This is a genomic window from Corynebacterium sp. LaCa_23 (genome assembly GCF_058182375.1).
Genome location: NZ_CP190825.1, coordinates 587,826 through 602,649 on the forward strand (window position 1 = coordinate 587,826; position 14,824 = coordinate 602,649).

The 14,824-nt window shown below is 57.5% G+C and carries 15 protein-coding genes; 8 read left to right on the top strand and 7 right to left on the bottom strand.

Annotated elements, in window-relative coordinates; genetic code table 11:
• Window positions 1-31: 31 nt before the first annotated feature.
• Entirely contained in the window at window positions 32-1,021 is a 990-nt protein-coding gene (locus ACP8IT_RS02975; RefSeq protein WP_490290361.1) for an ABC transporter ATP-binding protein, read from the bottom strand.
• A gap of 43 nt (window positions 1,022-1,064) precedes the next feature.
• Here ACP8IT_RS02975 and ACP8IT_RS02980 point away from each other — a divergent pair, with 43 nt between their 5' ends.
• The gene (locus ACP8IT_RS02980; RefSeq protein WP_302520821.1) at window positions 1,065-1,934 is read left to right on the top strand and encodes a biotin--[acetyl-CoA-carboxylase] ligase; all 870 of its coding nucleotides are present in this window, start codon (window positions 1,065-1,067) and stop codon (window positions 1,932-1,934) included.
• A gap of 87 nt (window positions 1,935-2,021) precedes the next feature.
• Window positions 2,022-2,462 (top strand): YdbT family protein, encoded by a 441-nt coding sequence (locus tag ACP8IT_RS02985; RefSeq protein ID WP_034653800.1) that lies wholly within the window; start codon window positions 2,022-2,024, stop codon window positions 2,460-2,462.
• On the opposite strand, the gene budA is transcribed toward ACP8IT_RS02985, so the two are convergent.
• Window positions 2,440-3,171: an acetolactate decarboxylase gene (budA, locus tag ACP8IT_RS02990; protein WP_284628974.1), complete on the bottom strand. Its 732-nt coding sequence runs from the start codon at window positions 3,169-3,171 to the stop codon at window positions 2,440-2,442. The genes ACP8IT_RS02985 and budA overlap by 23 nt on opposite strands.
• Here budA and ACP8IT_RS02995 point away from each other — a divergent pair.
• The 3 genes from ACP8IT_RS02995 (at window position 3,157) to ACP8IT_RS03005 (ending at window position 6,053) form a co-directional block, all read left to right on the top strand.
• Window positions 3,157-4,365, top strand: a complete 1,209-nt coding sequence (locus ACP8IT_RS02995) for a 5-(carboxyamino)imidazole ribonucleotide synthase (RefSeq protein ID WP_490290362.1) — start codon at window positions 3,157-3,159, stop codon at window positions 4,363-4,365. The genes budA and ACP8IT_RS02995 overlap by 15 nt on opposite strands.
• A 24-nt stretch (window positions 4,366-4,389) precedes the next feature.
• Window positions 4,390-4,890, top strand: coding sequence for a 5-(carboxyamino)imidazole ribonucleotide mutase (purE, locus tag ACP8IT_RS03000; RefSeq protein ID WP_302521138.1), 501 nt, complete (start codon window positions 4,390-4,392; stop codon window positions 4,888-4,890).
• A 299-nt stretch (window positions 4,891-5,189) separates the two neighbouring features.
• Window positions 5,190-6,053 carry an endonuclease domain-containing protein gene (locus ACP8IT_RS03005; RefSeq protein WP_490290363.1) on the top strand — a complete coding sequence of 288 codons (864 nt, stop codon included), beginning with the start codon at window positions 5,190-5,192 and terminating at the stop codon, window positions 6,051-6,053.
• 18 nt (window positions 6,054-6,071) lie between these two features.
• On the opposite strand, the gene ACP8IT_RS03010 is transcribed toward ACP8IT_RS03005, so the two are convergent.
• The 5 genes from ACP8IT_RS03010 to ACP8IT_RS03030 are packed head-to-tail and all read right to left on the bottom strand — an operon-like array spanning window position 6,072 to window position 11,389.
• Window positions 6,072-6,980, bottom strand: a complete 909-nt coding sequence (locus tag ACP8IT_RS03010) for a ribokinase (RefSeq protein ID WP_005277419.1) — start codon at window positions 6,978-6,980, stop codon at window positions 6,072-6,074.
• Window positions 6,977-7,891: a substrate-binding domain-containing protein gene (locus tag ACP8IT_RS03015; RefSeq protein WP_490290364.1), complete on the bottom strand. Its 915-nt coding sequence runs from the start codon at window positions 7,889-7,891 to the stop codon at window positions 6,977-6,979. Before ACP8IT_RS03015 ends, ACP8IT_RS03010 begins: the two co-directional genes overlap by 4 nt.
• 10 nt (window positions 7,892-7,901) lie before the next feature.
• Window positions 7,902-8,843: an ABC transporter permease gene (locus tag ACP8IT_RS03020; RefSeq protein WP_023016865.1), complete on the bottom strand. Its 942-nt coding sequence runs from the start codon at window positions 8,841-8,843 to the stop codon at window positions 7,902-7,904.
• Between the two features lie 9 nt (window positions 8,844-8,852).
• Complete coding sequence (locus ACP8IT_RS03025; RefSeq protein WP_487282228.1) at window positions 8,853-10,403, bottom strand: sugar ABC transporter ATP-binding protein; 1,551 nt, start codon at window positions 10,401-10,403, stop codon at window positions 8,853-8,855.
• The gene (locus tag ACP8IT_RS03030; RefSeq protein WP_490290365.1) at window positions 10,400-11,389 is read right to left on the bottom strand and encodes a LacI family DNA-binding transcriptional regulator; all 990 of its coding nucleotides are present in this window, start codon (window positions 11,387-11,389) and stop codon (window positions 10,400-10,402) included. Before ACP8IT_RS03030 ends, ACP8IT_RS03025 begins: the two co-directional genes overlap by 4 nt.
• Window positions 11,390-11,510: 121 nt before the next feature.
• Between ACP8IT_RS03030 and ACP8IT_RS03035 the strand changes: the two genes are divergently transcribed.
• The 3 genes from ACP8IT_RS03035 (at window position 11,511) to ACP8IT_RS03045 (ending at window position 14,814) form a co-directional block, all read left to right on the top strand.
• Entirely contained in the window at window positions 11,511-11,966 is a 456-nt protein-coding gene (locus ACP8IT_RS03035; RefSeq protein ID WP_490290366.1) for a YdcF family protein, read from the top strand.
• Between the two features lie 280 nt (window positions 11,967-12,246).
• Complete coding sequence (locus ACP8IT_RS03040; RefSeq protein ID WP_005281655.1) at window positions 12,247-13,146, top strand: aldose 1-epimerase family protein; 900 nt, start codon at window positions 12,247-12,249, stop codon at window positions 13,144-13,146.
• A gap of 18 nt (window positions 13,147-13,164) precedes the next feature.
• On the top strand, window positions 13,165-14,814 hold the full coding sequence (locus ACP8IT_RS03045) for a sodium:solute symporter family protein (protein ID WP_490290367.1): 1,650 nt from the start codon (window positions 13,165-13,167) through the stop codon (window positions 14,812-14,814).
• The last annotated feature ends 10 nt before the right edge of the window (window positions 14,815-14,824 follow it).

Consider the following 14,824-nt stretch of genomic DNA (forward strand, 5'->3'; position numbering starts at 1 on the left):
TTTTGATTATTCACCTCTATACGGGGGTGCTTTAGGTGGTGATGCGCTGCCCGGTTTCTGGATCGAAGCGGTGTGCCGCGTTTTCATCAAAGGTCAATACAACTTCCTCGCCGCGCTGCGGCGGGGTGCCTTCGCAGCGCGCAACGAAACGCTCGTCACCCACCGTGGCGTAAACGAAGGATTCGGATCCCAATTCTTCAACCAAGTCGACCACGCCGTGCAGGCCCTCAGCACCCTCATTGAGGTGCATGTTTTCCGGGCGCACGCCCAGGCGCTCGCCGTTGTGGTCAAAGATGTTCATCGCAGGCGAACCGATAAAGCCGGCCACGAACTCGTTGGCCGGTTCCGCATAAAGCTCGCGCGGCGGGGCAACCTGCTGCAATACGCCATCTTTGAGCACGGCTACCCGGTGCCCCAGCGTCATGGCCTCGACCTGGTCGTGGGTGACATAGACCGTGGTGGTCCCAAGCCGTTGCTGCAGGCTCGCAAGCTCGGTACGAGTCTGCACGCGCAGCTTTGCATCCAGGTTAGATAGCGGCTCATCCATGAGGAAGGCCTTAGGATTGCGCACGATGGCACGGCCCATGGCCACGCGCTGGCGCTGACCGCCCGATAGGTCCTTGGGCTTGCGCTTAAGGAACTCGCTTAGGCCCAGCATTTCCGCGGCATCCTGGACCTTTTGCTTGATTTCAGCCTTCGGGAGCTTGGCCAGTTTGAGCGAAAAGCCCATGTTTTCTTCCACCGAAAGGTGCGGGTAGAGCGCGTAATTTTGAAAAACCATCGCGATATCGCGATCGCCCGGCTCGAGGCCCGTGACATCCGCATTATCGATGAGAATCCGGCCACTAGACGTTGGCTCAAGGCCCGCCAGCGCGCGCAGCGTCGTGGACTTGCCGCAGCCAGAAGGGCCCACCAAAACGAGGAACTCGCCGTCCGCGATTTCTAGGTCCAATTCCTTCACGGTGGGCGCCGCCGCGCCGGGGTAGGTGATATTTACCTTTTCAAAAGTGACCTTTGCCATGCGCAACACACTAGCACCACCAGCGGGCGGTATCTTGGAATCTATGACTGCACTTGATAAGCACCGCATTCGCACCGCCCTGGCAGAGGATTTCACCACCATCGATTTTGTGGATCAGACCGGTTCCACCAATACCGATCTGATGCAGGCCACAAACGTTGCCGATGGCACCGTGCTGCTTGCCGATGAGCAGCTATCCGGCAAGGGCCGCCTCGGCCGGGCGTGGACGGCGCCGGCCGGCTCCCAAGTGATTTTTTCCGTGCTGCTCTTGCCCGATTCCCTCGATTACTTGGGCACGCTTCCGCTGGCTGCCGGCCTGGCCGTGACCGATTCCATCGAGGGGTCCGTGCTGAAGTGGCCGAATGATGTGCATATCGATGGCAATAAACTCTGCGGCATCCTTGCCGAGGCCGGTCCCGTGGGCCAAGCCTTCAAGTCCGCACCGAAGACCGAGGTCAACAAGGCAGAACTCAATAAGACTGAGTTGAACAAGGCTGAGGTCAACAAAGCAGAAGTCAATAAGGCCGAGGTGAATAAGGCCGTCGGCGGGCAGGCGCCCTTCGCGCGCGTGGTCGTGGGCATGGGCATTAATGTCACGCTCACCCGCGAGGAATTGCCCATCGAAAAGGCGACCTCGTTGGCTCTGGAAGGCCGCGATACCGACCGCACCGAGCTGGCCATTACCGTGCTGAAAAACCTGCGCCGGCGCATTACGCAGTGGGAGAACCAAGATCCGCAGCTGATGCAGGATTACCGGGCGGTGTGCTCATCTATTGACCAAGAGGTGCGGCTGGAGACCCCGACTGGCGATGTCATCGGCCGCGTCGAGGGCATCGGCGATGACGGCCGCATTAACGTCGCGGGCGAGTACTACTCCGCCGGCGACGTGACGCATCTGCGTCCGGCGCGATAAGCGCCGCACGATAGGCATCGCGCGGCAGGTGCTGCGGAGTCCGCGTGGACTGAGCAGCACGGCCTCGCACTGGTACTATCCATGGCTATGGGATTGATGAAGATGGGCCAAGGCGAGGTTAAGCGCGCGGACGTGTCCGCGCCGTTTCGCGCGCTCGTTTTCCCATTCTTGGAGCTCATCCTCATTACGGGCGTGCTGTGGATTGCCATCGGCTGGTGCGATGCCGAGGGGGTAGAACCAATACTGCGCAATGGACTCGTCGTTTTGTGGGCTGGGCTGAGCACGTGGCGCTTCCTTATTCCTTTATATAAGGCCCGCCGCAAGCGGTTCATCGTGACCAACCGCCGCGTCATCGTGCGGGAAGGACGCCACATCGATTCGATCCCGCTGGAAGATATTCGCGGCGCCCGCAAGCGCCGCGGCGGTATCTCCATTGCGCTCAACGGCTGGGACAGAGCCATGTATTTTCCCACCGTAGCCAAGTCAAAGCAGGTGGCGGAGATTATTAATGATCGCCCCTGGTTTTAACCTCGGTGGAGTGCAATTGCTTATCAAGATCCTCCGGCGCGAGGTTTGCGCGGCCGAATTCTTGGGTCAGCGGCAGGCGCAGTTCTAGATCGGAACCGGGGCAGAGCTCGATTTTCGCTTCATCCACGGTGTAATCCAGCACGTGTCCGCCAGACTTACGCGCGGCGTCGATAAAGTGCACGTGGCAGCCGGGCACCGAAATCCCGCGCTCGTACACGGGAGTGCGGAAGCCACCGATGACGCCTTCGACATCGCTAAAGTGCATCTCTTTATCGCCACCGACCGCCTTGGTCATTGGGGGATAGGGCTTGGTTTGTTTAACCACGGTGCGCGTTGAGACCTCAGAAAACCTGCCCGTGATGCGGACGGCGTACATGTAATTGGCGGAAGGTTCCACCTCATCGATGAAGGCGGAAAGCTCGTTGCGGCGCAGGCCCCGTGGGGCATCGACAAGAATGCGCGGCACAAAGTTGGTGGCCACGGCATAAGGGGTCTGCTGGTCTAGGTCCGCAACCCGCGCGGAGCCATCGCCGCGCAGCTGGTAGCAGGTCCCGTCCAAGATGATCATTTCACCATCGAGGCCGTTAAAGGTGCCGATACCAAAATTGCCCTTTCCTAGCAGCTCAGAGATGGTCATCTCGCCGTCATAAATGCCATCAAGGAGGGCGCTCATGAGGGAGTTCTGGAAGATCGAATGACGGGTAAACATGGTATCCAAGCTAATATTGTGGGCGTGAGTGTCTCAAAACCTATTGTAACTGTCTGTGGCGATGGTCAGCTGGCGCGCATGATGCAGCCTGCCGCCGCTGAACTCGATATTCATCTGCGGATTCTTGCTGGTAGCCCGGATTCTTCGACCGCGCAGGTTACCCCGGATATCGTGGTGGGCGATTACCACAAGTACGAGGATCTGCTCGCGGCAGCCCGCGGCGCGGATGCGGTTACCTTTGAGCATGAGCATGTGCCCAATGAGCATTCCGCCGCGCTTATCGATGCCTCCTTCAACGTCCAGCCCCAGCCCAGCGCCCTGCGCTATGCCCAGGACAAGCTGGACATGCGCGAAAAACTCTCCGCTCTGGGGGCGCCCGTTCCGCGGTTTAGCGCCATCGAATCCGTCGCCGATGCCCGCGCTTTTTTCGATGCCGTAGACGGGCGCGTTTGCCTCAAGGCCCGCCGCGGTGGCTATGACGGCAAGGGCGTGTGGTTTCCTTCGGATGCGGATCTTGATGAGCTCGTCGCCGAGCTATTAGATGCCGGCACGCCGCTCATGGCCGAAGAGAAGGTGGATCTGACCCGCGAGCTGTCCATCTTGGTAGCGCGCCGCCCATCCGGTGAAGCCAAGGTCTGGCCCATTACCCAGTCCCGCCAGGCCAACGGCATCTGTGTCGAGGCCATCGCGCCCGCGCCCGGTCTCTCGCCTGAGCTGGCAGAACGTGCCTCTGCGCTGGGGCTAAGCATTGCCGAATCCCTTGGCGTGACCGGCGTGCTGGCCGTGGAGCTTTTCGCCTTCAACGGTGAGGGTGGCGAGGACATCTCCGTCAATGAATTGGCCATGCGCCCGCACAATACCGGCCACTGGACCCAGGATGGCTGCGTTACCTCGCAGTTTGAACAGCACCTGCGCGCCGTACTCGACCTGCCCTTGGGCGCGGTGGACGCCCTCGCCCCGGTGACCGTTATGGCAAATGTGCTCGGCGCGGACGAAGACCCCAAGATGCCTATGCCGCAGCGCGTGCGCGAGGTCATGGAACGCTACCCGCACGCCAAGATTCACCTGTACGGCAAGGATCACCGCGTCGGCCGCAAGATCGGCCACGTCAATGTCGCTGGTACATCACTCGATGAGACCCGCGATGCCGCCCGGCAGGCCGCGCACTTTCTCATGCACGCAACGTGGGCATAACTCTTAAAACCTAGAAAGGACATTATGGAACCGCAGGTAGGAATCATCATGGGCTCGGACTCGGATTGGCCCACCGTCGAACCCGCAGCGGAAGTCCTCGCGGACTTCGGCATCCCCTTTGAGGTTGGTGTGGTTAGCGCCCACCGCACCCCGGAAAAGATGTTGGCCTACGCCAAGGGAGCGCACTCCCGCGGGCTTAAAGCCATCATCGCCTGTGCCGGTGGCGCCGCCCACTTGCCGGGCATGGTTGCAGCGGCCACGCCGCTGCCCGTTATCGGCATCCCGCGCGCACTCAAGGACCTCGATGGCCTAGACTCCCTGCTTTCTATCGTGCAGATGCCTAGCGGCGTTCCCGTGGCCACCGTCTCCATCGGCGGCGCAAAGAACGCCGGCCTGCTGGCCGCCCGCATCCTGGGCGCCGGAGACCCCGCCCTGCAAGACAAGATGGTTGCCTACCAAGAAAAGATGGCAGAAGAAGTTGAGCAGAAGGATAAGAACCTGCGCTCGAAGCTGCTAGGGGAGTAGTCCCTAGTACTCTGTGTCCAAAACAACCGCGTTTCTCCAATTTTGGGCCCGATTTTTAGAGGAACGCGGTTGTTTTGGACATTTTTGTATGGCGTGCGTAGGTTTCCTGGCTCCTAGGGCGTTCATCGGGCGGCGCTGCGTTCAAAACAACCGCGTTTCTGCATTTTTCGGCCTGATTTTTAGAGGAACGCGGTTATTATGGACGCCTCAGGGCTGAGGTCGGTGGCACGTGGCCCTGCGAGTCCGTGCCGCCTCACTTACACTTCCACTCGGGGCGTAAGTGCTCCGAGGGGGAGTAGATGAAGGAACTTTTAGTATCGGGGTTGAATCAAAGGCAACTGAGGTCCGGTCTGGCCAGCGGCAAGATAATTAAAATTCGCCGTGGGTTGTATACGTGGCGGAAACCCACACCATTCGAGCTCGCTTACATCGTGCATGAAAAATGGCCTGGAATAATGCTCGCGGGGAAATCTGCGGTTGAGCTCTATTCCGAGAAGGAACTGACCTTTCCGCTGCATTGTGCCTACGAGCACCCGCTGGCGAACTCTACTTGGTTAAAGGTGCAGCGTACGCGGCAGACAACGACCTTTAGCCAGGATGGCGTTCCCGTGCAGAATCCGCTTTTGGCCGCGGGAGAAGTAGGAGAAGCGGAAGCGTTGGCAATGCTAGAAGGGCGCTATAAGACGCGACGCGGGAAACAAGCCCTAGAGAAGGAATGGGGCGCTATCTCTCGGGTACCGGCAAGGGTCAAAGAACTGGTGAAAAAGGCCGCCATCGGGGCCGATAGTGAAGCGGAGAGGAAGGTGACCCGCGCATTGCAGGAGCGCGGTAAAAAGGTGCAGGTTAACCACCAAATTGGTCCGTACCTGTGGGACATTGTGGTGGGTAAGGTGGCGGTAGAGATTGATGGTTACGATTATCACAAGGCTGAAGACCTAGGTACTTTCATTAAGGACCGATGGAAGGGAAATAACGCTGCGGTGAAAGGCTATACGGTGTTGCGGTACTCGGGGAGCTGCGTGAAGCACCACTTAGTGGATGTAGTGCAGCAAATAATCGAAGCAGACGAGAACCGCACCAACTTCACGTCGCACGTTCACAAGCCCGTGTGGCAGTGGCATTGGATTCTCGCCGGATTTGAGTCCGAACCAATCTACGGCTAGATACCGTTGAACACAGTTCTATTTCTGCGTGACCTCTGGCAACCTCGAAGAGGTCGTGGGATAGGACGGCTGGGCGCCGGCGCTGGTGGCGGCGAAGGCACCGACGCGGGCGGCGAAGGTGGCGGCATCGACAAGCGTGGCGCCTTCAAGGAGCTTGGTGCAAAATGCTCCGGCAAAGGCATCGCCGGCGCCGGTGGTATCGACCGCGGTGATCTGTGGGGTGAGGATGTCCGTGTTGGATTCGGGCGTTGCCACGTAGGCGCCTTCGGCCCCGAGGGTCAGCACCACCGATTTAAAGCCGGCGGAGACGAGGCGGTGGGCGAGCTCGCGCGGGGTGCCGGTGGAAGAAAGACCCAGTTGCTCAAGGATGAGGCCGGCCTCGTGCTCGTTGGCCATGAGGGGATCGGCCTGCAGGAGGGCGTCGCGGTCCACCTCGATGACCGGGGCGAGGTTGACGACTACGCGTCCTTGGGCGGCATCGACAGCAGCTTTGAAACCGGAGGCGGGGATTTCGCCCTGGAGCAGGACCACGTCCGCATCGGCGATGGTGGATTGGCGGGCGGTGACGAAGGGGGCATCGACAAGAGCGTTCGCGCCGGGGGAGATGACGATGGTGTTTTCGCCATCGGCGGAGACCGTGATGACCGCCAAACCAGTAGTGGTATCGGACTGTTCCACCGCGCTGAGATCGATGCCGGAGCTGTGCATGTAGTGCATGGCGGGCTCGGCGTAGGGATCGGAACCGACCGCGCCGACGAAAGCTACATTGGCGCCCAATTGCGCAGCGGCTACCGCTTGGTTTGCGCCCTTGCCACCAGCGAGGATCTCGCCGCCGGAGCCCAGCAGGGTTTCGCCGGGGTGCGGGTGGCGTTCGGCGTGGACAATAAGGTCAGCATTAATCGAGCCGACGACGGTGAGTTTGCTCATTGGAAATCCTCCACGGTGTCTTTGGTGACGGTAATAACCTCAACAGGGACATTCTTTTCTGCGCTCTCGCCGTGCAGAAGCGCTGCTGCTTGTTCAATTGCTCGGGCACCAAGCTCGGCAGGCTGCTGGGCGATCGTTGCCTCCAGCTTGCCATCTTTTACGGCTTTGAGTCCGTCAAAGGTGCCATCGAAGGCAACAATTTTGACTTCCTTGCCGGCTCTGGAACCGAGAGCCTCAACAGCGCCTAAAGCCATCTCATCGTTTTCTGCAAAAATGGCGCTGATATTCGGGTTCGCCTGCAGCAGATTGGTAGTTACGTTGAGGCCTTCAGTGCGGTCGAAATTCGCAGACTGTTTGCCGGCGATCTTGATGCCCGGGTACTGCGCGATCCTTTCCTCAAATCCCTTGCCGCGTTCGCGCGAGGCAGAGGTACCGGCGGTTCCCTGCAGGATCAGAATTTCGCCCTCTTCTCCGATCGATTCTGCGAGTTTATCCGCCGCTTGGGCGCCACCGGCCTCGTTATCAGAAGCAACCATGGAATCTAGTTCCACGCCGTTGACGTCTCGGTCGACCCCAATGACTGGCACACCATCATTTTTGATGCTGCGTACAGCGGGGGCGACGGCATCAGAATCGGTGGGATTAATGACAACGACTTTTGCGCCCATGGATGTTGCATTTCCCAACTGATTGACCTGTTGAGCCGGGTCATCGGAGGCATCTTGGATATCGAGGGGAACGTCTAACTCTTTGGCTTTATCTTGTGCGCCGTGGAGTAACTCTACGAAGAATGGATTCGTTTGCGTCGATACAGAAAGGGTGATGCGGTTTCGGTCCTCCTCGGAGCGGTTGCACGAGGCAAGGCCCAACGCTAGAGCTGGGACGATGAGTGAGGCTAAAAGTGTCTTCATGGTGTCCTGCCTAATTCGCGGTCTTATTACGGAATACGTCGAAGCCCACGGCTAGGGCGATGACCAAGCCGATGACAATCTGCTGCCAGAAAGAAGAAACATTGAGCAGATTCAAGCCATTGCGAATCACGGCCAAAAGGATGGCGCCAACGAGTGTGCCCGTGGCTTTGCCTTGTCCGCCGGAAAGGGAGGCACCACCGATGACAACGGCTGCAATAGCATCTAGCTCATAACCGGTTCCGGCTTGTGGCTGTGCGGATTCAAGGCGGCCCGCCATAACCATTCCTGCCCAGGCGGCGAAAAATCCGGAAAGCGCGAATACTGCGATTTGGATACGCCTTACTGGCAGACCAGACAGGCGCGCGGCTTCAAGGTTTCCGCCGATGGCATACATGGAACGGCCGAGGACGGTGCGCTCTAAGATGAACCAGCAGATAACGCCAGCGATGACCATCATGATGATGGGAACCGGGAAGCCGAATACGTCGCCGCCGAAGGCGTTAACTGTGGGTGCAGTTTCGATGGGCGAACCCTGTGAAATTACGAGCGTGATGCCGCGGGCGATGGACATCATGGCCAGAGTTGCAATGAAAGAGGGAATTTTTCCCCAAGCAGTGGCCATACCGCAGATAGCACCGGCGAGCGCACCGACGAACAAACCGATAAGCAGAGTAAGCCAGCCGGGAAGCCCAGCGTTGGAGAACATGTAGGCCGAAACCATTGCTCCCAAGGCCGCCACCGAGCCAACAGAAAGGTCAATGCCTGCAGTGACGATGACGAAAGTCATGCCAAAGGCCAAGATGGCCACCGTGGCAGCTTGAATACCTACGTTGAGGAGGTTAGCCACCGTAAGGAAATAGGGAGTGGCGATAAAGAGCGCGATACACAAGGCGATGAGCCCCACGAGCGCGCCATTATTCATGGCCCAGTTGGCAATGCGATTCTTGGTCATGAGTATTCCTTATTTTGTAGAGGCGGAAGGTGGTGTGGCGGATTCGGTGTTGACTGCGGAGACTTCCGTAGCGGCAGCTACGTTGGAAACGGCAAGTGCCATGACCTCGTCTTGAGTGGAATCCTTGGGTAGCTGTCCCACCAGTTGGCCACCGGACATTACGAGGATGCGGTCAGACATACCGAGAATCTCAGGCAGATCAGAGGAAGCCATGAGTACTGCTCCGCCTTCTGCAGTTACTTCGTTGATGATGTTGTAGATTTCTACCTTTGCACCAACATCGACGCCGCGAGTTGGTTCATCAAGCAATAAGACTTTGGAGCCGGCCAGTACCCACCGGCCGAACACAGCCTTCTGCTGGTTACCACCCGAGAGATCACGGATGGGTTGGTCCAGCCCGGCCATACGGATCCGAAGGGTTTCGGCAACCTCACCGGCACGTCGGTGTTGCCCCTTGCGGTCTGCGAGCCCTGCCTTCGCCGTGGGATACAAGGTGGCAAGGCCAAGATTGTCGGATACTGAGGCATCGAGAATCAAGGCTTGTGATTTACGGTTTTCCGGAATATGGCCCACCCCCGCGGCGATGGAGGAACTGATATCGCCGTTGGGCAGAGCGTTTCCTTCGACATGTATCGTGCCTGAATCGTACGAATCTGCTCCGGCGATAGCGCGGATAATCTCTGTACGGCCCGCTCCCACAAGGCCGGCCAGCCCGACCACCTCGCCGGCGCGCACTTCAAACGAGACATCGTGAAATGCGCCTTCGGAGGACAGGTCTTTAACTTCAAGCAGTGCCTTACCAGGCTGAGCCGAAGCTTCTCGCGGATACTGGTTTTCAATCTCACGGCCAACCATAAGCCGCACCAGCTCGTCCTTATCGGTATCAGCGGGGACTTCAGCGATGAAGGCGCCGTCTCGCAGCACACTGATGGTTTCTGCGATTCGCGCCAGTTCATCGAGGTGATGGCTGATAAAAACCATCGCGACGCCCTTGGCTTTCAGGTCCTCTAATACCGTGAAAAGGGCATCGACCTCTTTGCCCGTCAATGCCGCGGTTGGCTCATCAAGAATGAGGATGCGCGCATTCATCGATAGGGCTTTGGCTATTTCTACCAATTGCTGCTTGGCGATGCCCAGCTCGCTTACCGGTTGATTTAAATCAACGTCCAAGCCGATGAGGTCTAATGCTGCTTTAGCTTGTGCTTTGAGGTGTTTTCTGTTGACTAGGCCAAACTTATTCGGCGTCCGCCCGAGCATGATGTTTTCTGCCACAGACATCGTGGGAACGAGGTTGAGCTCTTGATGGATTGTGGCGATGCCAAACGCTTCGGAGGCTTTGGTATCGGGGATTTTTACCTCGGATCCATCAATGAGGATTCGTCCTGAATCCGGCTCGTGTACGCCTGCGATCATCTTGATGAGTGTGGATTTCCCGGCACCATTTTCACCGAGGAGGGCTTGAATCTGCCCATAGCGTACGTCTAAATCTACGCCTTTGATGACCTCGACTGGTCCGAAGGACTTAGTAACGTTGTCGAGTTTGAGGACGGTATCGCTCATGTGTTTTCTCCCTGCACCTCGTGGGCTGTGGACATCCGCGGAATATAGCGGGTGGGAAGGATTTTTCCTTGGGGTTGTCGTTTGTCTTCGATGGATGCGATGAGTTCAGCAGCGGCGGCTCGGCCCATGCAGGCGACATCTTGGTCCACCACGGAAATTGGGGCTGCTTGAAACCGCAGATAGATAAAATCATCGAAACCAACGAGCGCTACTTCTTGGCCGATGGATTTACCGGCGTTATGACAGGCCTCTAATGCGCCGGCAGTCATCATGAAATCCCCGGCAACAATTGCGGTGACTTCTGCTTGCAGCAGTTCGATGGCGCCCTTATAGCCTTCCTTGTGCCGAAAGTTGCCTTGGTGGATGTGTATATCCATTCCCTGAGCGGCCTGCTTAAACACTTCGAGGCGCTGGCGACCAGTAGATGTTTCCTGCGGCCCCGAGAGATAACCAATCTTGGTATGCCCCTTGTCCTTGAGTTGGGCCACGGCGTCGTTGATTCCATGGGTGGGGTCCGAAACTACGGCTGGCAGCGAGTCGAGTTCGCGGTCAATGAGAACGAGGGGGCGTTGTTCCTGCGATTGCGCTAGGGCATCCTTTGTCCCAGCGAGTGGTACGGCGATGATGCCGTCGACTCGTCGTTGTCCCAATGCTTCCAGTGCTGTCACTAGGCGTTCCGGATCTTCCCCGCAATTGGTAATGATGGTGGCGATACCTTGGGCGTTTGCTTCTTTTTCCACCGCCGCTGCCATGGCAGCGAAGTAGGGGTTATCTAGATTGGGAATGATGAGCCCGATGGCGTGTGAGCGCGCGCTGCGCAGGGCCCTCGCTTGAGCATTGGGCCTGTAATTAAGCTTATCGGCGATGTCTTGAACCCGAGTCCGCGTGGCTTCTGAGATCGAGGTATTTCCCGCCAACGAGCGTGAGGCGGTGGAAATGGACACCCCAGCAGCCGCGGCGACGTCTTTCAGCGTGGTTGTAGCCATGCCGAGCTCCTCATAGATGGGGAATAAACGACTAAGTGTGCAATCGTTTGCACGATTATTTTAACTCTACGGTTTGGCTCTTATCAGTGTCAAGGGTTCCCGCCGGTCTAAGCTAATAATCATGGATAATTCCCAGCGCGATCCGCTCCTTGTATTGGGCTCCCGTGTCACCCACGGCCATCCGGGCGCCATGCTGCGGTCTCGCTTGGATAAGGCGCTCGAACTCTATTCTGGGCAGACGGTCATCGTCTCTGGCCGCGGGGAAGCGGGCGCGATGGCTGAGTACCTAATCCAGCGGGGTGTTGATCCTGCGGATGTGCTCGTGGAACCGGCCGCTACCAGCACAAATGAGAACCTAGAAAACGCGCACAGCCTCGCACCAGATGCTGTGTTGCAGGTGGTTACCAACGATTTCCATGCACTGCGCACCACATTGTGGGCTTGGCACTTGGGGATCGCGATTAACGTTCATCCCGCGCGCACGCCGTGGCTTTCGATGCCGAGCAATTACCTGCGCGAGGTTGTGGCGACCCCGCATTCCGCGGCGCGCATCCTGTGGCGGCGACTGCGCAAGTAGTGGGAAGCGATTGTGCAGTGGGTGATCTCGTCTGGCTTGGACTGCTGGGAGGCTAGTATTCCTCGCATTCTGGGGGAGAGGTAAAAATCAATCTCAGGCATGTGGGTACGCAATGGTGTGGGTATGTACACCGCAGTAGCCCTGAAATGGGTCAATCTTGCAGTGGCCGAGCTGGCCAAATGCTCCTTTTAAGGAGATGGTTGTGCAAACGATTGACTTGATTTTGCGCGAGATCTTAAGCTGATTTCAATCACACGTTATAGCCAGAAAGGTCGTTAATATGACCGGTTATACATCGAATGAAGAGCGCGCCGACATTGAGTGCGTCAGCATCTCTCATGGCGATTACTTAGCCGAAATTGCCCTATGGGGCGGCGGCGTGAAGTCCCTGACCTTTCAGGGACGGCCGCTGTTAGAAACCTATAAGGACAAGCCCCCGATGATGGCCGGGGTGGTAATGGCGCCGTGGCCTAACCGCACCGAAGACGGTCAATTCACCTGGCAGGGTGAGCACTACCAGCTGGGCATTACAGAACCAGAGCGCAATAACGCTATTCATGGGCTTGCAGTGAACTGGTGGAAGCTAGTTGAACAGCATAAAGACGAGGTCACGCTAACTTTTAGCATTGGGCCCCACAATGGCTGGCCTTGGACTGTAGAGCTAGTGGCCACCTACGCCGTGGATGACAGCGGCTTGCATTCTCATGTGAAGGCCGTGACCGAGCACGCCGAGGAGATTCCATTTGCTTATGGGCTTCACCTTTACTTGTCTGCGCAGGGTGCACCCACGCACGAGTGCGTGCTCAACCTGAATGTGGATGAGCACCACCTTCTGGATGAAAGAAACCTGCCCACCGGTGAGGTGCGCCCGGCGAAGTTGGTGGACACACCGCTGGACCGTGTGAACTGGGATGACTGTTTTCACGGACACGGCCCGCTTGTAGCGGACTATACCGCCGATGGCCGCGGGGTCCGCTTGGCCATGGATAGCGGTGTGGAGTGGGTGCAACTGTATACACCGGAGAATTTTCCCCGCGAAGTAGCACCATCGGGCAAGGCCTTGGCAGTTGAACCTATGAGTGCGCCACCTAATGCCTTGCGCAGTGGGATAGATCTTGTGCGACTAAAGCAGGGGAAACCGCAAGTTTTTAACCTACATTTGTCTGCCGTAGAAAAATAAAATCGAGAAAGGTCAGCGATGGAAACAGCTGAATCCGTATTGAGGCTGGATGCCTCATGGGTGGACTACCTGTTGGTAGCCATTTACTTCCTATTCGTGTTGGGCATCGGCTGGGCGGCAAAGGCCCGGGTCTCAAACTCCATTGACTTCTTTCTATCCGGAAGGGGTCTGCCGGCTTGGGTAACCGGGTTGGCCTTCGTTTCCGCCAATCTGGGTGCGGTAGAAATTATTGGTATGTCCGCCAATGGTGTGGAGTATGGCTTCCAGACCATGCACTACTTCTGGATCGGTGCCGTTCCCGCCATGGTATTTCTTGGCATCGTGATGATGCCGTTTTATTACGGCTCCAAGGTGCGTTCGGTCCCAGAGTTCATGCGCAAGCGGTTTGGCAACGCAGCACACTTGGTGAATGCGATTTCCTTTGCCATCGCTCAGCTGCTCATTGCCGGCGTGAACCTCTACCTTCTAGCCACCATCGTAGAAGCCTTGCTGGGATGGCAGATGTGGGTATCTCTGCTGGTAGCCGGGATTATCGTGCTGTCCTACATCACATTGGGTGGCCTTTCCGCAGCCATTTATAACGAGGTATTGCAGTTCTTTGTCATCGTGGCGGCACTCGCACCTTTGACGATTATCGGCCTCAACCGAGTCGGCGGATGGAGCGGCTTGAAAGATGCCGTTGCTGATGAATCGCACTTTCACACGTGGCCGGGCACGGAAATTTCCGGTTTCGAAAACCCCGTGTGGTCGGTCATCGGAATCGTCCTGGGTTTGGGCTTTGTGCTGTCTTTCGGTTACTGGACCACAAACTTCGTAGAAGTGCAGCGAGCAATGGCCTCGGATTCCATTTCCGCGGCCCGCAAGACCCCGATCATTGGTGCTTTCCCCAAGATGTTTATCCCATTCTTGGTGGTCATCCCCGGCATGGTGGCTTCGGTATCGGTTGCGGACCTGATGGAAGAACGCGCCGAGCCGAACGACGCCATTTTGCTGCTAATGCGCGATTTATTGCCCAATGGCCTCTTGGGCGTGGCTATTGCCGGTCTGCTGGCATCCTTTATGGCTGGTATGGCCGCCAATATCTCTGCCTTTAACACAGTTATGTCCTATGACATCTGGCAAACGTATGTGGTTAAGGATCGTGAGGACGATTATTACCTCAAGTTCGGGCGATGGGCTACGGTAGCGGCGACGGCGATTGCGATTTTCACCGCGTTGTTGGCGAAAAACTTTGGCAATATCATGGATTACCTGCAAACGCTCTTTGGATTCTTTAATGCGCCGCTCTTCGCCACGTTCATCTTGGGCATGTTCTGGAAGCGGATGACTCCGCACGCCGGTTGGTCGGGCTTGGTTGCCGGTACGGCTTCGGCGATTGCGTTCTGGTACGTAGCTACCTTCACTGACGCCATTAATCTTCCGGGGCAGGGAACTGCGTTCGTTGCTGCTGGTGTCGCCTTCGTTGTGGATATCCTTGTGTCCATCATCGTCAGCATGTGCACCCAGCCCAAACCTGACAGCGAGCTTGTGGGCTTCGTCTCCTCCGTTACCCCAAAGGGTCACTTCGAGGACTACACCGAAAAGTCCCTGCCGTGGTACCAGCAAACTGTCCCACTGGGCATTATTTGCCTCGTCATTGCCGTCGGCCTCAACATCATCTTTGCCTAAGGAGTAGCTC